This window comes from Bradyrhizobium ontarionense, assembly GCF_021088345.1.
Classification (GTDB): Bacteria; Pseudomonadota; Alphaproteobacteria; order Rhizobiales; family Xanthobacteraceae; genus Bradyrhizobium; species Bradyrhizobium ontarionense.
In genome coordinates this window covers 7,457,928-7,480,079 of sequence record NZ_CP088156.1, presented here as the reverse complement: position 1 = coordinate 7,480,079, position 22,152 = coordinate 7,457,928, and the positions used below count along the sequence as shown (strand labels likewise).

Annotated in this window: 18 protein-coding genes; 11 read left to right on the top strand and 7 right to left on the bottom strand. The window is 65.2% G+C overall.

The features are described 5' to 3' along the window. Positions 1-29: 29 nt before the first annotated feature. The 3 genes from LQG66_RS32825 to LQG66_RS32815 form a co-directional block, all read right to left on the bottom strand. Entirely contained in the window at positions 30-1,847 is a 1,818-nt protein-coding gene (locus LQG66_RS32825) for an ABC transporter ATP-binding protein (RefSeq protein WP_231319940.1), read from the bottom strand. A gap of 286 nt (positions 1,848-2,133) precedes the next feature. Next, positions 2,134-3,723, bottom strand: a complete 1,590-nt coding sequence (locus tag LQG66_RS32820; protein ID WP_231319939.1) for a DHA2 family efflux MFS transporter permease subunit — start codon at positions 3,721-3,723, stop codon at positions 2,134-2,136. A 204-nt stretch (positions 3,724-3,927) separates the two neighbouring features. Then, positions 3,928-5,250, bottom strand: a complete 1,323-nt coding sequence (locus LQG66_RS32815) for an HlyD family secretion protein (RefSeq protein WP_231319938.1) — start codon at positions 5,248-5,250, stop codon at positions 3,928-3,930. A gap of 185 nt (positions 5,251-5,435) precedes the next feature. Here LQG66_RS32815 and LQG66_RS32810 point away from each other — a divergent pair, with 185 nt between their 5' ends. From LQG66_RS32810 to lpxD, 3 genes are all read left to right on the top strand, one after another. Then, entirely contained in the window at positions 5,436-6,074 is a 639-nt protein-coding gene (locus LQG66_RS32810; RefSeq protein ID WP_231319937.1) for a TetR/AcrR family transcriptional regulator, read from the top strand. A 973-nt stretch (positions 6,075-7,047) separates the two neighbouring features. Then, positions 7,048-7,431 carry a glyoxalase superfamily protein gene (locus LQG66_RS32805; protein ID WP_231319936.1) on the top strand — a complete coding sequence of 128 codons (384 nt, stop codon included), beginning with the start codon at positions 7,048-7,050 and terminating at the stop codon, positions 7,429-7,431. 993 nt (positions 7,432-8,424) lie between these two features. After that, positions 8,425-9,492: a UDP-3-O-(3-hydroxymyristoyl)glucosamine N-acyltransferase gene (lpxD, locus tag LQG66_RS32800; protein ID WP_425601266.1), complete on the top strand. Its 1,068-nt coding sequence runs from the start codon at positions 8,425-8,427 to the stop codon at positions 9,490-9,492. A 256-nt stretch (positions 9,493-9,748) separates the two neighbouring features. Here lpxD and LQG66_RS32795 read toward each other — a convergent pair whose 3' ends face one another. Next, positions 9,749-10,597 carry a DUF4118 domain-containing protein gene (locus tag LQG66_RS32795; protein WP_231319934.1) on the bottom strand — a complete coding sequence of 283 codons (849 nt, stop codon included), beginning with the start codon at positions 10,595-10,597 and terminating at the stop codon, positions 9,749-9,751. 647 nt (positions 10,598-11,244) lie between these two features. On the opposite strand from LQG66_RS32795, the gene LQG66_RS32790 reads away from it, so the two are divergent. Further along, on the top strand, positions 11,245-12,120 hold the full coding sequence (locus tag LQG66_RS32790; protein ID WP_231319933.1) for an SDR family NAD(P)-dependent oxidoreductase: 876 nt from the start codon (positions 11,245-11,247) through the stop codon (positions 12,118-12,120). A 229-nt stretch (positions 12,121-12,349) separates the two neighbouring features. Continuing rightward, positions 12,350-12,556, top strand: a complete 207-nt coding sequence (locus tag LQG66_RS32785; RefSeq protein WP_231319932.1) for a hypothetical protein — start codon at positions 12,350-12,352, stop codon at positions 12,554-12,556. On the opposite strand, the gene nikR is transcribed toward LQG66_RS32785, so the two are convergent. Further along, positions 12,511-12,996 (bottom strand): nickel-responsive transcriptional regulator NikR, encoded by a 486-nt coding sequence (gene nikR, locus LQG66_RS32780; RefSeq protein WP_231319931.1) that lies wholly within the window; start codon positions 12,994-12,996, stop codon positions 12,511-12,513. The genes LQG66_RS32785 and nikR overlap by 46 nt on opposite strands. A gap of 187 nt (positions 12,997-13,183) precedes the next feature. Here nikR and LQG66_RS32775 point away from each other — a divergent pair, with 187 nt between their 5' ends. Together LQG66_RS32775 and LQG66_RS32770 are read left to right on the top strand one after the other, a co-directional pair. Beyond that, complete coding sequence (locus LQG66_RS32775) at positions 13,184-15,505, top strand: TonB-dependent receptor (RefSeq protein WP_425601373.1); 2,322 nt, start codon at positions 13,184-13,186, stop codon at positions 15,503-15,505. 56 nt (positions 15,506-15,561) lie between these two features. After that, complete coding sequence (locus LQG66_RS32770) at positions 15,562-16,176, top strand: class I SAM-dependent methyltransferase (RefSeq protein WP_231319930.1); 615 nt, start codon at positions 15,562-15,564, stop codon at positions 16,174-16,176. Here the strand turns inward: LQG66_RS32770 and LQG66_RS32765 are convergent, their stop codons facing one another. Next, a complete protein-coding gene (locus LQG66_RS32765) occupies positions 16,177-16,443 on the bottom strand; it encodes a hypothetical protein (RefSeq protein WP_231319929.1) in 267 nt (88 codons plus the stop codon). Positions 16,444-16,725: 282 nt separating this feature from the next. Further along, positions 16,726-17,955: an extensin family protein gene (locus LQG66_RS32760; RefSeq protein WP_231319928.1), complete on the bottom strand. Its 1,230-nt coding sequence runs from the start codon at positions 17,953-17,955 to the stop codon at positions 16,726-16,728. A gap of 138 nt (positions 17,956-18,093) precedes the next feature. Here LQG66_RS32760 and LQG66_RS32755 point away from each other — a divergent pair, with 138 nt between their 5' ends. The 4 genes from LQG66_RS32755 (at position 18,094) to LQG66_RS32740 (ending at position 22,126) form a co-directional block, all read left to right on the top strand. After that, positions 18,094-18,270: a hypothetical protein gene (locus LQG66_RS32755; RefSeq protein WP_231319927.1), complete on the top strand. Its 177-nt coding sequence runs from the start codon at positions 18,094-18,096 to the stop codon at positions 18,268-18,270. Positions 18,271-18,428: 158 nt separating this feature from the next. Further along, positions 18,429-19,232, top strand: coding sequence for a DUF2147 domain-containing protein (locus LQG66_RS32750; protein WP_231319926.1), 804 nt, complete (start codon positions 18,429-18,431; stop codon positions 19,230-19,232). A 119-nt stretch (positions 19,233-19,351) separates the two neighbouring features. Further along, positions 19,352-20,644 (top strand): FecR family protein, encoded by a 1,293-nt coding sequence (locus LQG66_RS32745; RefSeq protein ID WP_231319925.1) that lies wholly within the window; start codon positions 19,352-19,354, stop codon positions 20,642-20,644. A gap of 390 nt (positions 20,645-21,034) precedes the next feature. Then, the gene (locus LQG66_RS32740) at positions 21,035-22,126 is read left to right on the top strand and encodes a helix-turn-helix domain-containing protein (protein ID WP_231319924.1); all 1,092 of its coding nucleotides are present in this window, start codon (positions 21,035-21,037) and stop codon (positions 22,124-22,126) included. Positions 22,127-22,152: the final 26 nt, after the last annotated feature.

Genomic DNA, 22,152 nt, shown 5'->3' with positions numbered 1-22,152 from the left:
CAATAGCGCCGGGCCCCTCACCATTTTGACTACCCGGCGGCCGAGAGCTGGCCGAACTCGGTGGCCTGGCGCTCGAACAGGCTGCGATAGAGCCCGCCCGGACGGCCGACCAGGGCGGCATGGCTGCCCTGCTCGACGACGCGGCCGCGGTCGAACACCAGGATGCGGTCGAGGCTGCGCACGGTCGCCAGCCGATGCGCGATCACGATCGCCGTCCTCCCCTTCATCAGCCGCTCCATCGCCTCCTGGATCAGCGCCTCCGATTCCGAATCGAGGCTCGACGTCGCCTCGTCCAGGATCAGCACGCGCGCATCGGCCAGGAACGCCCGCGCCAGCGCCACCCGCTGACGTTCGCCGCCCGACAGCTTGACGCCGCGCTCGCCAACCAGCGTGCCGTAGCCCTTGGGCAGGCGCGTGATGAACTCATGCGCGTTGGCCAGCCGGGCGGCGTGCTCGATCGCTTCCTGGCTGGCACCCGGCCGGCCATAGGCGATGTTCTCCGCCAGCGAGCGGTGGAACAGGATCGGCTCCTGCTGCACGATCGCGATCTGGCTGCGCAGCGAGTCCTGTGTCGCCTGGGCGATGTCCTGGCCGTCGATCAGGATCCGCCCGCCGCTGACGTCATAGAGCCGCTGCACCAGCTTGACGAAGGTCGTCTTGCCGGAGCCTGAGCGTCCCACCAGCCCGATCCGCTCGCCCGGCCGGATGTCAACCGACAGCCGGTCGTAGAGCGGCGTCCGATGGCCGCCATAGTGGAACGTCACCGCGTCGAACACGATGTGCCCGCCGGTGACCGCGATCGGCTTCGCCCCATCAGCATCGACGATGCCGATCGGCTCGCTGTGGATCGCGACCAGCTCGTCCATGTCGTTGACAGCGCGCTGCAGGTTGTTGATGTGCATGCCGACGTCGCGCAAGTACGCGTGGATCACGTAGTAGCTGGTCAGCACATAGGTGACGTCGCCGGGCGAGGCCTTGCCCGCCATCCACAGCAGCACGGCGCCGCCGATCACCGCGGAGCGCAGGCACAGCAGCACGCCGAGCTGGACGGCAGCCGTCGTGTTGTAGCGCAGCCAGGTGCGATTGACGCGCCGCTGCCAGCGGCTGACGACGCGCATCAAGCGGCCGTCCTCGCGCGCCTCCGCGCCGAACGACTTCACCACCGCGTTGCAGCCCAGCGCATCGGCGAGCGTCCCGCCGACCTTGGTGTCCCAGGCATTGGAGATGCGCGCGGCGGGAGCGATGTAGCGGGTCGAGAACGCGACCGTCATCGCGACATAGATCACCGCGCCGATCGCGATCACGCCGCCCAGCGCCCCCCAATGCAGGCCGAGCAGCACCATCGAGCCCAGCAGCACCGACAAGGATGGCAGCAGCGCCAGCAGGATGGTGTCGTTGTAGAGATCGAGCGCCCACATGCCGCGGGTGATCTTGCGCACGGTCGATCCGGCGAAGCTGTTGGCGTGCCAGTCGGTCGAGAAGCGCTGCACGCGCACGAAGGCATCGCGCGCCACATCGGACATGATGCGGAGCGTGAACGGCACGATCAGCTGCAGCCCTGACAGCCGCAGCACGATCGAGGCGAAGCCGAGCGCGACGATGCAGCCGAACGCGACCAGCGCGGTGTGCCGTGCATCCACATTGCCGGGGCCGAGCGTCAACGCATCGACCAGCCGACCGGAGAACAGCGGCATGAACAGGTCGGCGGCGGTGGCGCCGAGCAGCGCCACGGCAATGCCGAGCGTCATCCGCGGCTGCTTCAGCCAGTGGCGGAACACGAACGGCATCACGACGCGGATGGCGGCAGGCCGTTTGTCGGCCTTCAGGCTGGTGACGTCGACGGTCATGGCATCATCCGGCCGCGCTCGTCGCGCCGGGCCGGCTCCAAATGAAGCAGACGCGACAGGCGCGCGGTCTGCGAATGACTAATCAGGCTTTGGGAAGTTGAACGGTGGCGCTCAGAGCGATCGGCCAAACACCAGGACAGGCATCGATCGGGTGCATGCGATCTGCAGATGCGATGTGGTCATGCAAATCTCCCCGGTTCGAGCGACAATGCGAGCCTTATACCTGCAATGGTATGATTTGGCAACCCGCGCGCATTGCGCGGCCGCGATCGTTACGAAGCCTGCCTCAATGCGCGTCGCCGCCGCCGGCCATCGGCGAGCTCGGCTTCTTCAGCAGCATCACCGTGAAGCTGAGCGCGAGGTAGAAACAGGTCAGCATGAAGAAGGCGTCGCCATAGCCCATCACGACGGCCTGGCGATGCACGATCTGCGACAGCTGCTTCATCGCCATCAAGGCGGCATCGCCCATGCCCTGCAGCTTCTGCTGCAGCATGTTGAGGGTCTCGACCGCGGTCGCATTGCCCCAGTTCACGCGCTCGTGCAGGCGCGCGATGTGCAGGTCGGTGCGGTCGTTGAGCACCTGGTTGATCACGGCAAGCCCGACGGCACCGCCGAGATTGCGCATCAGGTTGAACAGCCCCGAGGCGTTCTTGACCCGGTCGGGCGCCAAGGTACCGAGCGCGATGTTGTTGGTCGGGACCATGGCGAACATCATCCCGACGCCGCGCAGCACCTGCGGCACGAACAGCTCCCAGAAGTCGTAGTCGCGGGTGATGCCCGTCATCTGGTAGGAGCCGATCGCGAAGATGACCAGTCCGAACGCGATGATGTAGCGCATGTCGATCTTCAGCATCATGCGGCCGACCACCGGCGCCATCAGGAACATGGTGACGCCGGACACGAACATCGTCTCGCCGATCATCATCGCGCTGTAGCCGCGCACTTCGGCAAGGTAGCGCGGATAGATGTAGGTCAGGCCGTAGAGGCCGATGCCGATGCAGAATTGCAGCAGGCAGCCGACCGCGAAATTGCGATTGCCGAACGCCCTGAGGTCGACGATCGGCTCGTCCGCCGTCAGCACGCGCCAGAAGAAGGCGACCGCGGAGACAGCGCAAACGGCCGCGCAGATCGCGACGCTGGTGTCCTGGATCCACTCATATTGCGGGCCTTCCTCGAGCACATATTCGAGCGCGCCGAGGAAGCCGGCCATGAAGATCAGGCCCCACCAGTCGAACCGGTCGAGCAGCTCGAAATGCGGCTCGTCGAAATCGACCAGCGCCAGCACGCCGATCGTGATCAGGATGCCCGGCGGGACGTTGACGAAGAACAGCCAGTGCCACGACATGGCATCGGTGATGTAGCCGCCGACGGTCGGGCCCACGGTGGGCGCGAGCGTCGCGACCAGGCCGATGATGGGACCGACGATGTGAAACTTGGAGCGCGGAAACACCGTGTAGGCCGAGGCGAACACGGTCGGGATCATGCCGGCGCCGAGGAAGCCCTGGATCGCGCGCCACAGGATCATCTGCTCGATCGAGGAGGCGAAGCCGCACAGGAAGCTGGAGAGGGTGAAGCCGGCAGCGGAGATCGCGAACAACAGCCGTGTGCCGAGCGCGCGCGACAGGAAGCCGGACAGCGGAATCGCGATCACTTCGGCGATCAGATAGGCGGTCTGCACCCAGGAGACTTCGCTGGAGCTCGCCGACAGGCCGGCCTGGATCTCGGTCAGCGAGGCCGACACGATCTGGATGTCCAGGATCGACATGAACATGCCGAACACCATGATCAGGAACGCGATCAGCCGGCGCGGCGCGATGCGCTCGGCCGGTGCGGCCGGCGCGCTCATAGTGGGATCGGCTGTGGTCGCGTTGGCCATGGTGTCGTTCGGATCCTGCTAGCGGCAAGGACGGTGTGCTGCCTCTCCCATCGGGAGAGGGCTGGGGCGAGGGGCTACGGTCTCACAGCAGATAAGAGCCCCCTCACCCGGATTGCATCCTCGATGCAATCCGACCTCTCCCCGATGGGGAGAGGTGAACTCCGACCGTGGGGAGCGTGCAGACCTCATCGTCCAATCTGATCGCTATTGCGGATGGATCATCATCGGCGCGTCGAGGTCGCCGTCATTGTCGGCATCCTTGGCGCCTTCGGTGGTGTCGATGGTGACGTAGACCGACATGCCGGCGCGCAGCAGGTTCTGCCGCGCGACGTCCTTGGGCACACGGATGCGCACCGGCAGCCGCTGCACGATCTTGGTGAAGTTGCCGGTCGCATTATCAGGCGGCAGCAGCGTGAAGACGGAGCCTGCAGCCGGCGCGATGCTGTCGACCGCGCCCATGAACTTACGGGCGCCGTAGGCGTCGACCTTGATGGTCACCGGCTGGCCCGGGCGAATGCGATTGAGCTGGGTTTCCTTGAAGTTGGCGTCGATGAAGACGTCGTCGAGCGGCACGACGTTGCCGAGCCGCTGACCGACGGCGACGAAGTCGCCGGTGTTGACCAGCCTGTTGGAAAAGGTGCCGTCGACCGGCGCTCGCACCGTGGCGAAATCGAGATCGCGCTCGGCCTTGGCGAGCGACGTCTTCAGCTCGGCAAGCTGCGCCTGGGCCTCGGCCTGCTGCGCCTTGGTGACCTCGACATTGTCGCGCGCCGCGTCGAAGGCTGCGCGTCCCGCGCGGACCGCAGCCATGCCCTGGTCACGCGCGGCTTCCGATTGCTCGAAGGTCGCATGCGACGCGAAGCCTTTGGTGCTCAGCGCCTGCTGGCGCTCATAGTCCAGTCCCGCCCGCTTCATCGAGGCTTCGGCCGAGGCGAGGTTCGCCTCCGCCTGCTCGACGGCGCTCTGCTGCGCGGCAACCTGGCGGCCGATGCGCGAGATCGTCGCCTCCTGGGTCGCGATCCTGGTGCGCGCGGCGTCGACGGCGATCTTGTAGTCGCCGTCATCGATGCGGAAGATCACGTCGCCCTTGCGGACGATCGAATTGTCGCGCGGCACGATCTCCTGGATGTGGCCGGAGACACGCGCGCCCAGCATGGTGTTGTTGGCGCGGACATAGGAATCGTCAGTCGAGACCATGAAGCGGCCGACCAGGAAATAATGCGTCGCATAGCCGGCGGCGGCCAGCGCCAGTAGCAGGCCGACGCCTGCGAGCACGCGCTTGCGCTTGCCGGATTTCGGCGGAGTCGCGGTCACCGTTTTCGACTGGCCGTGGCCGGGAGCCGCGGCTGGAGCAGCGGGCGGCAAATCGAGCGGCGCCTCGGTGGTGACGTCTGCCTTCGGATCGGCCGCCTTGTTTTGAACCGCGTCGTTCGCCCGCGGACGGGCTGCCTCAGGCTTGGCCGGTCCCGGCGCTTCCTCAGCATCCGGACGGCGCGCCCGCACAGCCTGTTCTCTCGCAGCGGCCATAAGAGACTCCCACCATGAAACCGGGGCCGCCCTGACCCCGTTCATCCCAACCGAACCGTTCGGTCAATTCGATATCTAGCATTGACCGAACGGTTCGGTCAATATACTCTTCGCTGCGCAACATAGCTGCTCACGGTCTTGTGTGACGTTGCCACGCTCGAATTCTTCGGGAACAACCTAAACCAATGATTGAGGCGGATCAAAACACCACCCGGACGGCTCCGGACGAGGACTCCTCCAAACGGCGGCAGATTCTCGACGGCGCCCGCAAGGTCTTCATGGACCTGGGATTCGACGGCGCCAGCATGGGCGAGATCGCGCGCGCGGCCGGCGTCTCCAAGGGCACGCTGTACGTCTACTTCACCGATAAATTCCGCCTGTTCGAAGCGATCGTCGAAGAGGAGAGCGTGCATCGGGGCGCCTCGAACTTCAGCTTCGATCCCGATCGCGATGCCGCGACCGTCCTCGGCGAGTTCGGCAAGGCCTGGATCGCGGTGGTCTGCCGGCCCGGCGGCGGATCGGCGATCCGCACCGTGATGGCGATCGCCGAGCGGATGCCGGACGTCGGCCGCCGCTACTACGAATGCGTGCTCAACGCCACGATCAGCCGGTTGGCGGCCTATCTGCAGGCCCGCGTCAATGCCGGCGAGCTCGCCATCGACGACTGTCATCTGGCGGCCTCGCAGTTTCAGCAGATGTGCCAGGCCACGCTGTTCCTGCCCTTCATCTTCCAGGCCGAGCCGGCCCCCTCGCACGACCGCGTTCACGAGGTCATCGGCAGCGCCGTGGGCATGTTCCTCGCCCACTATGGCGTCAAGAACTGACCGGTTGATGCGCGCCAACGCATCTGCGGCAAACCATCTGACCGACATCGGACATGCGCTCTCCTTCTCGCGACGGGTGACGCCCGAGCTTTGCGATCGGATCACCCTTCGATCGATCGGAGGGTGCAGGGAAGGCCGGGCGCTGGCCGCGCCCGTGGCCCGCCTGCGGAAAAAAATGCAGGCGGCAGGTACCACAGGTTCAGCCGAGATCACCCGGCCCTCCCTGCGCGATGGGCTTACGATTTATACGTACTCTCCCCGGTGTCCGGGCTTGTTAGCCACCGTCGTCCGCGCAGATGCGCGAGCATCTGCCGCGAACTTGACGCCAGCATCGGGGCGCCAGGACCATACGACTTCACCGTCCTGCCGGTCGCGTTCGTCCGCTCGCGATAAGCGCGCTGCGCGCCGACAGGCCACCGCTCCCCGCCTCCAACGCTCGTGACGACCGCGAAACGTCCCTCTTCGATCGAGGCGGGATGGCGCTAGACAATCACATTTTCCGAAAAAACGAAAGTGAAATATTTTTCGCGCAGGGACTGGACAGGGCAAATCAGCTTGATCGGGCAAACGAAATCAGATTTAGCGCGCAGGCGGTTTTCGTGACGCGTGATCGGCGCAGCGGAGCGTCATCGCGAGCGAAGCGACGCGATCCACGGCCGCCCCAAGAGTCTGGACTGCTTCCGCCTCCGACCGATCGGCTTCGGCGGACACGTGGGCGTAAGGGCGCCTCGCAATGACGTGGATGATGCAAGGCGCAAGGGTCGGCAAAGGCGCCATGCTCCGCTGCAGCCGCGGTGACGATGCAACGGCGCCGTGCCCACCATTCCAGATCGATGCACCTGCCTAAGCCGGCCAGCCGGCCGGAGCCTAGAGTCGGAGAAGTGCCAGTTCCGGACATGGCGTCCAGCGAAGTGCAGACATTTCTGCTAATCTTCAATCCGGCGGGCAGCTAACGCGAGAGCGGGAGAGCCAGATGACAGAAGAACAGGCAATGATGGTAGGGGCGGCAACTGTATTTGTCGTCAGCAACATAGCCAAGAGCATTGAGCATTACCGCGACGCACTCGGCTTCACCATCACTCTTCAATACGGAGCCCCCACATTCTATGTATGCTTGTGCCGTGACGAAGTTTCTTTGCACCTACTCGCGGCTCACGAGACCAAACGATTGCCGGGTAATGGCGGCATTTGTGTATTCGTGAAAGATGTCGACCGTGTGCACGCCGACCTGACTTTGCGCGGAGCAAAGGTGCTCAAGCCACCGCAAGATTACGACTACGGTATGCGCGACTTTGACGTTGTTGATCTTGATGGCAATCAACTTACGTTCGGAATGGGGACAAGCCATCAGGGCTGAGGTCCGAGTTGGGTCAACAGGAGACACACTCGAATGGAAGTAGGTCACCACGGATTAAGGCGGCCTCAACAATCATCCGCAGACCATTTGGGAATTGCCTGATGTATCCCGAGTGCCCGTCGCAAAGCACCCGCGCTTCGGCCGATACTTCAGTGTACTGTTCAGGGCACTGGCGGGTCGTGACTTGATGACATCATTCGACCTGCCACGCACGAATTCTTCATCCGCACTCGCACCGACACTGTTAGCCGCAAGTAAAACTGCAGCAATTCCAAAAGACGCAAACATCGATTTAGCTCTCATCGTTGAATCTCCGTTCGATCGCGCCCCTGAAAACTATCATGCTGGAGGCGAAATTAGAACAGCGAGTCCCGCTAATTGATGTTCGCTTCGGGTCAAAGGCGGCTGCGGCCGGTCGGCTGTAATCCGCCCTGCGAGCTGACGAAATTGGATTTTGCGCGCAGGCGGTTTTCACGGCGCGCGACGGCAGCAGCGCGGCGCCATCGTGAGCGAAGCGACGCGATCCAGGGGGGCCGCGCCAAGAGTCTGGATTGCTTCCGCCTCCGCCCGATCGGCTTCGGCGGACACGTCGGCGCAAGGGCGCCTCGCAATGACGTGAACGATGCAAGGCGCGGTGGTGGGCAAAGGAGCCTTGCTCCGCTGCAGCCGCGGGTGACGATGCAACGGCGCCGTGCCCACCATTCCCAACCGATGCACCTTCCTAAACTGGACATCCGGGCGGAGCCTGAGTCCGAGAAGGGCCATGAACGGGAAGTCGACGACCTAATCTTAAGATCTACCATAGCTCCGTTTCGCAACGTTGCCACGTATCACTCCCGTCATACTCTCGTCGTGCTGTGTTCACTTCATGCTGCCGGCACGCTTAAACTCGTCACTCCTTCCGAAACATGTGCCATCATGTTCTTGCGACGCCAGTCCCCCGAACGCGATGCCGGTATCGCCCCTGACACAGTTTTCAACTAAGGCTGCGATATGGACCAACGAACATTCTTCGATCGCCCCGCGGGTTTGACTGTGGCCGAGATCATCGTGCTGACGGGCGCCGAATGCCACGATGCTGCGCGACTTTCGCACGTGATTACAGATGTTGCGCCACTTGAACTTGCCGGGCCGAATGACCTCACCTTCATCGAAAGCAACAAATACGTCGACGCCTTGGCGACGACGCGCGCTGCAGCCTGCCTGATGCTTCAGCGCTTCGAAAGTCACGCGCCAAGCACCCTCATCTTGCTGCCCACGCGCCAGCCATATCGCGCCTTTGTCAACGTCCATAGTGAACTTTACCCTCAGTCCTTGCGGCCGACCTCCCCGTTCGAGACCAACGACATCGCGCAGGGCTCGACCATCCATCCGACTGCGCGCCTTGGGAGCGGAATAACGGTTGATCCAGGAGCTGTGATCGGGCCTCGGGCTGAGATCGGAGCGGGAAGCATCATCGCCGCGACGGCCGTGATCGGTCCGGACGTCGTGATCGGCCGCGATTGCTCAATCGGCGCGGGGTGTTCAATCACGCATACGCTCATCGGCGAGCGCGTGGTGATCCATCCCGGATGCCGCATCGGGCAGGACGGCTTTGGTTACATCGGTGCCACGCAGCAGAAAGTTCCGCAAACGGGACGCGTGATCATCCAGGACGACGTCGAGATCGGCGCCGGGACGACGATTGATCGTGGCGGCATAAGGGACACGATCATCGGAGAGGCGACGAAAATCGACAATCTCTGTCAGATCGGCCACAACGTCGTCATTGGTCGCCATTGTGTCATCGTCGCACAGTCGGGTCTCAGTGGCAGCGTGACGCTTGAGGATTTTGTCGTCCTTGGTGGCAGGGTTGCGATTGCGTCCCACGTTACGATCGGCAGGGGTGGGCGCGTGGCCGGGGGCTCGGGCGTCATGAATGACGTTCCGCCGGGAACGACCTGGGGTGGCTATCCGGCCCGGCCGAGAATGCAATGGCTGCGGCAACTGGTGACATTGGCTCGACTGACCAAAGCCGGCGATGCAACTGAGGCGCCTTCAACACTTTCCGATCAGAGTTGAAATCCAATCGATGATCTTTCCACCAGGACTCCGCCCTCAATAATAGCGCGTAGGGCGGATCAGCGAGGCGTGATCCGCCACTGCTTCCTTCGTTGCCTTAAGATGGCGGATTACGCTTCGCTGATCCGCCCTACGAGTTGCAGCCGCGGGTGACGATGCAACGGCGCCGTACCCACCGCTCCAAACCGATGCACCTGCCTAAACCGGACAGCCGGCCGGAGCCTAGAGTCCGAGAAGTGCCCTAAGCGGTCATCCCCTACAGGGTGCGGAAATACTGGCGATCGAGCGCGAGAGCGAGGACAGCCCCCACGGCTTCAACCAGAGTAGCAGGCTTGGATGGACGCTCATTGGGGTCGAACGCCAGCCCAATGACGGCCCACTGTCCCGTAGGCGTCGACACGGGCCAGAAGTCGAAGCGAGATGTGTCGAACGGATAAACCCCTGCACGGACCGATCGACAAGTCGTCAGTGAAGACCGCGCAGCCTCCATTTCCACATCGAGGGGCTCGATTTCGCCGCGCCTCTCGATGAACGTTACTACAGTCTCCGACATAAGCATTATGACAACAGGAACGTGGAAGAGCGCTTCAAGGGTAGTGGCGGCGAGAGAGACTATCTTCTTTGCATCGTCGGCACCGACGACATCGTGACTATAGAGCTGCAGAATTGTTGCTTGCCGCATTAGGAGCGCCGCGTCGTCCGCCCTGCTCCTGGCGATCGAGGCCACGCCGCTCGCAATACATCCGACAACGAAAAGTAGCCCAATAGCCCAAACGTTGGCCGGATCATCGACCATGAGCGTATAGCGCGGCTCGGTAAAAAAGAAATTGTACGCGAGCGCTCCGAGGACTGCTGAGCAAAGGGATGGTCCCAACCCGAAGGCGGCGGCAGCGACGACGACGGGTATGACATAGACGAGAGAAAGATTCGGTATGGTTACCCTGCTGTCCAACCCGACGGCGATTACTGTTGCAAAGCCCGTCATGACAACTGCAGCAAGATATCGCACCGCGATTGGAGCGCTTGAAAGTCGCAAAATTTGAAAGGGATCGGAATCTGCGAGCTGGCTTGCCTCGTTTGGCAACGTTGCTTTCGGAGTGGTCATGGCGATTGGCCTTTTGGAAGGCGGGCGCTCGCTGATATGGTCCTCGTTTATATGGTCATGGACCAAGGAGTGTCGAGCACCAAGGACCTCCGATAGTGCACAACGTGCATATGTTTTCAAGACACTCGCGCCAGCAACATTATAGGAATTTCACAGTTGCAGCGCGATGTTCGATCTCCCGCTGCGGAACAACAGACTGATGTCCGATCCGAGTCAAAACACGAGTTGGGGTCTACGTCGGCTCTCGAACAGGGCTGGACGTTCTGAACAAGTGACCACCGGCAGCACGACGGCGGATTCGCTATTGGGTTAAACTAACTCGCTTCTGCTCGTAGGACGCAGCAGCGGCGGAATGTTTCCGTCGTGAATGCAACAGGTGACGCGTTTCAGGATTGAACCTGGATCGGCGTCTGCCAAAGGACCTGCGGCGTCTCGCACCATCGTCATCAGCGGCACGAGCGACGGCATCGGCGCCGTCGATGCCCGATCGGATCGACTGGGCGTCATGGCCGTCGAGACCTATGACGAGCGCGCCCCTGTCATCACAGCCGCATGACGCCATATGATGATGGACGGGCCCCTGACGCGGCGGCGGAACGCTGCCGTCGCGGATGCAACAGGTGACGCGTTTCAGGAGTGAACCTGCCATGGCATCTGCCAACGGAACTGCGGTGTCCCGAACCATCGTCGTCACCGGCGCCAGCGATGGCATCGGCGCGGCGGCCGCGCGGAAGCTCCACCAGGACGGCCATGAGGTCGTCGTGGTCGGGCGCTCGCCGCAGAAGACCGCGGCGGTCGCGCGCGACATCGGCGCCCGGCATTTCGTCGCCGATTTCGCCCGTCTCGATGACGTCCGCCGGCTCGCGGCCGATCTCGACAGGGAATATCCCCGCATCGACGTGCTCGCCAACAACGCCGGCGGCATTTTCGGCGACCGCGCCAAGACCGTCGACGGCTTCGAGTTGACCTTCCAGGTCAATCATCTGGCGCCATTCCTGCTGACACGGCTGCTGCTGGACAAACTGATCGCGAGCCGCGCCGCCATCATCCAGACCTCCAGCAGTGCAGCGTGGTTCGGCCGGCTCGATCTCGCCGACCTGGACCTCGACAAGAATTTCAGCGCCATGCGCGCCTACTGCGCCTCCAAGCTCGAGAACGTGCTGTTCACCCGCGAGCTGCATCGCCGCTATCATGCCCGAGGTATCTCAGCGGCCGCGTTCCATCCCGGCGTCATCGCCTCGAATTTCGCCGCGGACAGCGACAGCTTCATCCGGATCCTCACCCAATGGGGCCGGATGTTCCTGCGGAGTCCCGCGCAAGGAGCCGATCAACTGGTCTGGCTCGCCGAGTCGGCGCCGGGCGAAGGGTGGACGTCCGGCACCTTCTATGCCAAGCGCAAGGTGTTCAGCCGACGGCATTCGCAGGCGCATGACGGCGCGTTGGCCCGCCGGCTCTGGGACCGTTCGGAGCAGTTGCTCGACCCAGTCCCGACCGCGGCACGCGCGGCCCTGCGGGCGGTCTGATGGTGGCCCGAGACATCGCCGGCAGTTCGTCGTTCGTAGGGTGGGCAAAGCAGCCGCCCGCAGGGCGGTCGCATGCCCACCATCGCTCCGCGCATTGGAAAGCGGAATGGTGGGCACGGCGCGCGAGAGAGCACAGCATGAGGCTCGCACCGTTGCATGCGCGCCTTTGCCCACCCTACGCGTCCCTTACCCCAAGGCGCGTCTGGGGATCACGGCGGGATCGCGGTCTATGCTGCCTACAACCTCCATTGTCATCGCCCGGCTCGACCGGGCGATCCAGTATTCCGCGGCGGATGTGATCACACGCGACGTCGCGGCGTACTGGATGCCCGCCTGCGCGGGCATGACGGCAGAGGATTTGGCCGGCAGCGTGCCCTATCGCTTTCCGCCCTACTTCTTCCCGCCCTTCGACGTGTGGGAATGCGAATGGCTGTGACTATGCGAGTGGCTATGCGCATGCCCATGATCGTGCGACGGCTCGACCGGCATCATCGCGACGTGGCCGTGGCGAACGCCGCGCTCGGCGATGACGTGGTCGGCGAACGCCTTGACCTCGCGGCGTTCGCCCTTGAGCACGGTGACCTCGAGGCAGCTTTCCTGGTCGATGTGGACGTGCAGCGTCGCCTGGGCAAGGCCGGAATGATCGTGCGCCTCCTGGGTCAGCCGCTTCGGCAGCTCGCGCGCGGCGTGGTCGTAGACGTAGCTGAGAGTCGCGATGCAGTGGCGGCTGTCGCCGGCCGCCCCGTCGGCCGTTTCCAGGCCGCTGCGCAGCAGATCGCGAAACGCCTCCGAGCGGTTGTCGTAGCCGCGCCGCGCCATGAAGGCGTCGACCTCGGCCAGCAGATCGTCGTCGATCGTGATCGTCAGGCGCTGCATCTGTCGTCTCCCGGCGGCAACAGTGTCATTCGAGTATGATGTTTACACGTTGACATCATACCGGTGTCACCTTAGCGTTCTTTAACACTCGACAGTGGGGCGATCCAAGCGAGCGTGCCGCAAGCCCGTGGGCTCGCGACAGTCGATGACGCATGCCCCGACGGCGAGATCGAGGGGCGTGACGACGATGACGATGGGGTGGCGTGGGGCAAGCGTGATCGTGTTGATGGCGGCGCTGGTGCAACAGGCCAACGCGCATCCCGAGCGCGTCCCCGCCGAGCTGCCCACCGTCGACGTCGATGCGCCCAGGCGCACAGCCAAGCCGAAGCCGAAGCTCAGGCGCGAGGCGCAGCGGCCGAAGCCCGGCGCGCCGCGCCCGGTTGCGAACGTTGTCCCAGCGGCAACGGCCGCAGCTGCGCCGTCCGGCGCCCCCAATGTCGGGTCCGGTCCGGCGCGCCCGCAGGGCATGGCGAGCGAGGTCGTGATCTCCGGCGAGGAGATCAATGCCCGCCCGGCCACGCGGCCCGGCGAGGCGCTGGAGGCCGTGCCCGGACTGATCGTCACGCAGCACTCCGGCGAGGGCAAAGCCAACCAGTATTTTCTGCGCGGCTACAATCTCGACCATGGCACCGACCTCGCGCTCGATGTCGACGACGTGCCGGTCAACATGGGCACCCACGCCCATGGCCAGGGCTATGCCGATCTCAACTGGCTGATGCCGGAGACGATCGGCCGTGTCGACGTGCGCAAGGGACCTTATTTTGCCGACGAAGGCGACTTCGCATCAGTCGGCAGCGTGCATATCGGCCTGATCGACAGCGTGCCCAAAGCGATCGCGCAGGTCACGGCCGGCAGCTTCGGCTATCGCCGCTTCTTCGGCATGGACTCGTTCCATGTCGGCGACGGCCACCTGCTGATATCAGGCGAGGCCGGCCGCTATGACGGGCCGTGGACCACGCCTGACGATGCGCAGAAGCTCAACAGCCTGGTGCGCTACAGCCAGGGCACCGCGACCGACGGCTTCTCCGTCACCGGCATGGCCTATGCCAATCGCTGGTCCTCGACCGACCAGGTGCCGGAGCGCGCCATCACCTCCGGCCTGCTCGGCCGTTATGATGCGATCGATCCGACCGACGGCGGCAAGACCAACCGCTTCGCGCTATCCGGCCGCATCGCCGGCACCGACGATGCCGGCTCCTGGAAGGCCAATGCCTATGTGGTGAAGAGCCAGCTCGATCTCTACAACAACTTCACCTATGCGCTGCGCGACCCGGTCAATGGCGACCAGTTCCACCAGCACGACGACCGGCTGATGCTCGGCGCCAACGCGTCGCGGACATTCGACGGCAGCTTTGCCGAACGGCCGATGGAGACGACCGTCGGCCTCCAGACGCGCTATGACGACATCGCGCTGGCGCTCAGCTACACCGCGCAGCGCAACTATCTGAGCTCCGTCCGCAGCGACAAGGTCGGCGAAGGCAGCGTCGGGCTCTATGTCGAGAACACGGTGCGCTGGACCGACTGGCTGCGCACCACCCTCGGCTATCGCGGCGATTATTACCAGACCCACGTGTATTCGCTCATCAACGGCAACAACACCGGCGACGCCGCGGCCAGCCTCGGCAGCCCGAAATTCCGCATGGTGATCGGCCCCTTCAACAGCACCGAGTTCTTCCTCGGCGCCGGCTACGGCATGCACAGCAACGACGCGCGCGGCGCCACCACCACGGACGATCCCAACGCGCCGGGCAACCGGATCGAGTCGTCGCCGCTGCTGGTGCGCACCAAGGGCGCCGAGGTCGGCGTGCGCACGCGGATCATCCCCGGGCTCGACTCATCGCTCAGCTTCTTCATGCTCAATCAGGATTCGGAGATCCTGTTCTCCGGTGATGCCGGCGACACCGAAGCGAGCCGGCCGAGCCGGCGCTACGGCTTCGAGCTCACCAATCACTACCGGCCGGCATCGTGGATCGACATCGATACCGATCTTGCCATGACGCATGCGCGCTTCGTCGGCTTCGACAATGGCCAGGCCGAGGCCTACAATCAGCTCGTCGACGCCCGTGCGCCCGCCGAGGTGCTGCGCGGCAACGCGCCCGGCAACTCCATCCCCAACGCGCCGTCGATGATCGCTTCGGCCGGCATCACGCTCGGAGAGAAGACCGGCTGGTTCGGCGGCTTGCGCTGGCGCTATCTCGGCGCGACGCCGCTGACCGAGGACAATTATTTCCGCTCGACCGCGACCAGCGTGTTCAACGGCCGCATCGGCTTCCGCGACGCCAATGGCTGGCGCATCCAGCTCGACGTGCTCAACCTGCTCAACACCAAGGCCAACCAGATCTCCTACGGCTACGGCTCGCTGCTGCCGACCGACCAGCTCTACAAGGATTGCTACGGTTCGCCCACGACGACGGTGCCGGCGCAGGTCTGCCAGACCGGCGTGATGGACCGCGTGCTGCACCCGATCGAGCCGCTGACGTTCCGGGTGACGGTGGCCGGGACGTTCTAGGGGTACGGTCGCCGTGCTACGATCGGCGCCCCCATGTCGCACAGAGCCCCGACAGCATGACCGACCGCAGCACCCATTGGCAGACCGTCTACACCACCAAGGCCGAGACCGAGGTCAGCTGGTACCAGGACGACCCGGCGACGTCGCTGCGGCTGATCCGCGAGGCCGGTGCGACGCCGACATCGCGGATCATCGACATTGGCGGCGGCGCCTCGCGGCTGGTCGATGCGCTGCTCGCGGCCGGCTACAGCGCACTCGCCGTGCTCGACATCTCCGACGCGGCGCTGGCAACGGCGCGCGGCAGGCTCGGCGCGGCAGCGGCCGGGGTCACGTGGATCGCTTCCGACGTCACCGCTTGGACGCCGGACGCGCGCTACGACGTCTGGCACGACCGGGCCGCCTTCCATTTCCTCACCGCGCCGGAGGATCGCGCCGCCTATGTCGAGCGGCTGCGCGCGGCGGTGGTGCCCGGTGGGGCCGTCATCATCGGCACCTTCGCGGCCGATGGTCCGGAGAAGTGCAGCGGGCTGCCGGTCGTCCGTTACGATCCACAGAGCCTCGCCACAACGCTGGGTGCCGCCTTCACGCTGGAGGACAGCTGCACCGAAGCACACCGCACACCGTGGGGCTCGGTCCAGCAGTTCCAGTTCTGCCGCTTCCGCGCCGGTTAGTCAGCAGCACAACGGCGGACCATCCGACACGACGAGAACCTCGAGATCCGCCTCGTCGCGGCGTGTAGCATCGTCCGCTTCAACCGCTGCAATGTCACTCTCCGGCGGCGTGCGCCACGGAATCGGCTTTGGCGGCATCCGCTCCAGCCGCTGGGCATCGGCGACGGCGCGGCGGGCGATCTTCAGCGAGCGGCAGACCAGCACCGGCTGCCCGTCGATGCCGACCTCGAAGCCCGAGCCAATCGCCTTGATGCGATACGATGCCATCTTCGCCTCTCCCAACCCGGCAGCAACCAGAACCCCGCGCGCCTTGTTCCTGGCGACTGTGGCAGGTCTAGTGTCGGCCAATGGCGGACGGCGAAACTGGTCAACGGGCTCCTAACGCGCAAAGCGCGCTGGCTGCATTTGCGTTCCGGAGCGGGACAGGCAACGCTCGGCGGCGCATCCTGGGGGAGAGAAATCCACAGGCGCACACAGGCGCGAGCGAATAGCGAATAGCGAATAGATCGTAGCGCCACCCCTATTCGCTACTCGCCATTCGCCCTTCCCTCAATAATCCCGGAATTCGTCTTCCTCGTTGATCATCTGTCCGATGCTGCGCGGCTGCTTGCGCGACGGGATCGCGCTGGTCACGTCCGGCTCGCGCTGGCCGTAGCCGTAGCGCCGCTGCTGCGCGCGCGACGCCACCGTCTCGCCGGACTGTGCCGCGGGCTGGCAGATCAGGCGGCGGCTGGCGCGGCGCATCAGGTCCACATGGATATGGTCGTAGTGATAGACGTTGGAGCCCGGCGCCAGCACCGTGGTGAACTGCTGGCAGGCGCCGCCCTGCACGTCGCGCAGAAAGCCTTGCTCCTCCGGCAGCCCGATCCAGCCCTCTTTCACGCTGATGCGGCGGCCGTCCGCAAGCACGAAGGCGGCGATGTCGAGCGCGTTGCCGAAGGCATGCTCGGAAATATGCGCGCTCGGATTGCCGTTCATGCCGCGGCAGGAATAGGCCGAGATCTGCTTGATCTCGACCACGCGGGCGCCGAACCAGCGCATCGCCGCCGGCTGCACGGATTCCGCGATCCAGCGGTCCAGCGCCGAGACGATCGGACAGGCGAGCGTCGCCGTGGGCTTCACCGCGACCGGACCGACGGCGCCGACCACATCGCCGCGCGACGGCCCGAGCCGCGACGGCGCGTCCGGCGGCTGCTGCGGATAGGCGGCGCGCGGCGCGGCGGGCTGCGTGCGATAGGGCGAAGCGGGATAGGACGCGGACGGAGACCCGTCCGGCGGCAGATCGATGTCGTCCTCGCCTGGGGTCGCGCCCCGCGGATCGAGCTGCAGCGGCGCCCCGGCCGGCGCGTCATAGGCCGGCGGACGCGACGGTGCGCCGGGATAGCCGGCGCTCGACGGCGGATAGGCCGGCTGTGGCGCGGCTTGCGGCTGATAGGTCGCGGGCGGCGGATAGGCCTGCGGCGGCTGGTTGATCGGCCAGCGCGGCTGCCCGCCGATCGCGGCCGGCGGACGCAGGCTTTCGTCGGCGAAGCCGTAGCTCGCATTGGCCTCGCCGAGCGCCGCCACCTTCAGCGGATAGTCGGCACCGCACATGCCGGGGCCGGAGATCGGCTCGATGCGGACGATGTCCGCGCCCTCCTTCACCGCGCCCGATTTCAGGCAGGCGATCTCGGCCTCGGCCCGCCACGGCTCGCGCTCCTGGAAAAATCCACGACCGCAACCCGCAAGCGAAACAAGGACGATGGAGCCGACGAGATACAAACGAACTCCGCGCGTCATATGCAGAGGTTTGCGGCAATTTGCTTAAGGACCTGTCAATGCCGTCCGTTGACCGCGCGCAAACCATCGATACGCGGAAGCCGCCATTTCACGGGGAAGCGACAGCCGCGCTGTCTTTTTTGCCGATGCCGATCGGATATGTCCTGCGCGCGCCGTTCGAGGCGCGGGAGCGAGCGCAGCTTCAGCTCCACACGTGACGCGAACGAGTGGCGCGAAAACAGGAGCCTTGCCATGACCCTGACCGGTCGGTTGAACATGGTGGTCACCTATGTCGTGTTTGCCTTCGTCGGTGCGATCGTGCTCGGCCTGGTCTGAAACAGCGACGTTTCACACGCGAACTTGATCGGCTGCGGTCGGCGCGCGCGGGCGGGTGACACGTCTTCCTCGTATGACCGTGACGCGCATCACAGAACGCGCCTCTGCATGGGCCTAGCTTTCCCTCAGTTCACGACGCGCCCGAGGGAGCTCCATCCATGAAGACCGTCTATCTGGCCGCAGCAGCGCTTCTGATGGCGAGCAGCGCCGCCCATGCCGGCAGCTCGATCGCCTTCAATTTCGACGGACACAAGGTCCGCCTCACCGTGCCCCGCAATTGTCAGTCGCTGTCGTGCCTGCAGGTGTCCGGCATCGATCTCAGCGGGCTGAAATCAGCCAGGCTCGACGATGACGATACGTCGGTGAGCAGCGCGCCCGCAGCGTCAGCGCCGGCTGCGGCAGCCCCTGCCGCCGTGGCGCCGATCGCGGCTCCGCCTGTCGTCAACGCACCCGCGCCCGTCGCCGCCGCACCGGCCGTCATCCCGCCGGCCGCGTCCGCTCCGATCGCGCCGTCCACGACGGTGCAGATGCCGGTGCCGCCAGCGCCGGTCGCCTCGACCGCAACCGCGCCTGTAGCGCCGCCGCCTGCAGCTCCAGCCCCTGCTCCGGCGCCGGCCACGACCACCCTTGCCGCAGCGCCTGTGGCGTCTCAGCGGGCTCCGGCCGCGGCGCCCGATCCGAATTCGCCGCTCGGCCTGTGGGCGACCGAGGGCAACAAGGGCAACGTCGTGATCGAGCCGTGCGGCGCCAACATCTGCGGCTTTGCCGAGAAGACGCGCGAGAAGATCCTGATCAACATGAAGCCGAAGGACAGCAAATGGGTCGGCCGCATCCATGATCCGGACGGCGGCGGCAACTACGACTCCACCGTCGTCCTCAGGAACCCGACCACCTTGCGGGTCCAGGGCTGCGCCTTCGGCGGCCTGTTCTGCGGCGGCCAGACCTGGAAGCGCGTCGGCTGATCGCCACGGACGACAGCTTTCCGAAAAGCGATGTCCCGAACCGCATTCATCCGACGTTCAGCAGATCATCGCTGATATCGGCGGCGCCGCATCCCGTCCCCGCCGCTCGGACTTGCATCGTGACATCGCTCCGGCCTGCCTTCGCCGCCTCGCTGCTGCTCGCCCTCGCCGTGGTCTCGAGCCAGACGGCGGAGGCGGCCGCGCCCCTGCCGCTGGAGCGCCCGTCGGCCACGAACTTGGTGCAGCTCGCGCAGGCACAGCCGGCCCCTGATGCAGCCCCGCCTACACCTGCCACAGACGCCACGCCGGCCGCCAGCGCGGCCGAGCCGATCGGCAACGTCGTGGCGATCACCGGCACCCTGACGGTGATCCGCAACAAGAACTCGCAGCCGCTCAAATTGCGCGACGACATCTATCTCAACGACATCGTGCAGACCTCGACGGCGGCCTCGCTCGGCATCACCTTCGACGACGGCACCACCTTTCGTCTGTCGGCCAACGCGAAGATCACGATCGACAGCTACGTCTATGAGGACGGCGGCAAGCAGAACTCGGCGATCTTCAACATCGCCCGCGGCACGGTCGGCTTCGTCGCCGCCGCCGTGGCCAAGACCGGCGACATGAAGATCGACACGCCGACGGTCACGCTCGGCATTCGCGGCACCACCGGTGTCATCGAGGTCCCCGATGACGCCACGGCCGCGGGCACAGCCGCAGCCACCCGCAACGTCGCCGTCAAGCTCTATCCGGATGCCGACGGGCGCGTCGGCCACATCGAGGTCAATGACCGCCAGGGCGTGCGGCTCGGCGCGCTGACGCAAGGCGCGAGCGGCTTCGCGATCCGGCCGGGCGTGGCTGGCGGCGCGGCGCGCTTCGCCGCGGTGCCGCTGGTGATCGCCGCGCGGGACGTCCAGCGCGACCGCGGCTTCGTGCGCGAGCTGCATACCTCCCAGACGCTCGGCCGCCGCATCGTGACCGAGCAGCGCGCGGTCCGCCGCGCCAATCCCGGCCTCGCACCGAACCGCGGCAGCCCGCTGCGCCCGAACGGCGCACCGGCTCAACCGCAGGCGCCGCGCAATCCGCAGCCATCGCCGCCGACCGGCCGCCAGGGCCTGCAGCAGCCGGGGGCAAGGCCGCGGCCTGGGTCGCCTCTGCCGGCCAACCGACCGGCCCAGCCGCCGCAGCGGCCGGAGCGTCAGGGCCAGCAGCAGCAGGCACCGTCGCCGCAGCCGAATCTGGCGCGGCCCGCCGAGACGCCGCGCCTGACGCCCAACGCGCCACAGCTTCGTCCAGGGGACCAGCGCGAAGCCGCGCCGCGGCTGCAACGTCCGGGTCTGCCGCTCAGGCCGGTGCCGCCGCGCGGACGCCAGGCGCCGCGCGGTAACGGCAAGCAGCAGCCGCAACTCCGCTAGGACATCTGCACAGAGGTTTTGACAGGTTGGCAGGGCTGCATTCCAGGATCCCAGCCATGTCTGGGTTCAGTCGGGCCAATCCGCTTTCAATTGACCGCGCAGGCCACGCCCGCCGTTATTTGATGGCCGGTGTCCCCCCAGATAAATACCGACTTGATGCGGCACCGTAAGGCGACGGCTGTGGGCCAACAACGCGCCTCTCATCATAGACCGGGGATGACCCTTACCGGCGAAAAGGCGACATGATCAACCGGAGAGTCAAAGCACATCGATATAGCGATGGCGTTATGGCTTCGCGGACTATAAGCAGCCCCCCGAATATCTTCTCGAAGTTCTCCTTGACTTGCACACAGTCATTGTTCGAGCCACAAAAGCATTGGAGGTTCGCGAGTGCTGCTCGAAACCGGGCTCCGCGGCGGCGCATTGGCGCTGCTCGGCATACTTGCGATCATTGGTCTCCCCGGCACGCTCCGGTCGCCGATCGGTCGCGCCAGACTGCTCTTCGACCTCTGCGCAATAGCGTTTCTTATCGAAACGGCTCCCGGAATACACGAAAGTCTCGCCTGGTGGATCGTTCCGCTGCGAATCCTGAGCAACTCAATCGCAGGCGTGTTCGTTGCGTGGACCGAGACAGTCTTTGGTGAAGCCTCCCGATCGACGCGATGGCGGTGGGCGGTCTTTGTTGCTCTCCTGCCGCTCGCAGGCGCGGCAACTCTATCCGGCTCGACCTTGGCGTGGAATGCGACGCATGCTGCGACGCTGATCGTGGTCGTCATCGAGACCGTTCGGGTGCTTGCGGGACGCAAGGCAGACTTGGTCGAGGGGCGACGGCGCTTCAGGATCATTTTCGCCTGCGCTGTAGGTCTCGTCATCCTTGGCACAACGGTGCTGGATGCTGCCGGCGTCCGCTGGCTGCCCGGTCTTTCGGCCGTGCTTGGCTTGGCCATGGTTGCCGCTCTGATACGTCTGCGCGCTGTCGGGCCTGAGCCACCGCTCGAACCGGCGCCGGTCGTGCGCGAGACGCTGACCATCCCTGGCGCAACAACGGAGATCAGCGCCGAGGAGCGCCAACTGGCGGAGCGGCTGCGGCGGGCAATGGAGCACGACCGCGCCTACCGCGACCCGGACCTTTCGGTGGATCGGCTGGCCGAGCAGTTGGGAGTGCCCGAATATCGACTTCGGCGACTGATCAACCAGCGGCTCGGCCATCGGAACTTCACAGCTTTCGTGAACGAGCACAGGTTGAATGAGGCGCAGGTGGCGCTGTCTGACCCTGCGCAATCTCGCGTCCCCGTGCTGACCATCGCGCTTGATGCCGGTTGGGGATCGATCGGTCCGTTCAATCGCGCCTTCAAGGCTCAAACCGGGCAGACGCCCACCGAGTTCCGCCGTCGGGCACTGGCCGATTTCACAATCGGCCAGTCCTCGCCAGATTCAGCCAAGCCGGAGTCGACTTCTGGCAAGACGTCGACCTCGGCATAGGGCCTGTTCCGGGCGCGCCCGGAGGA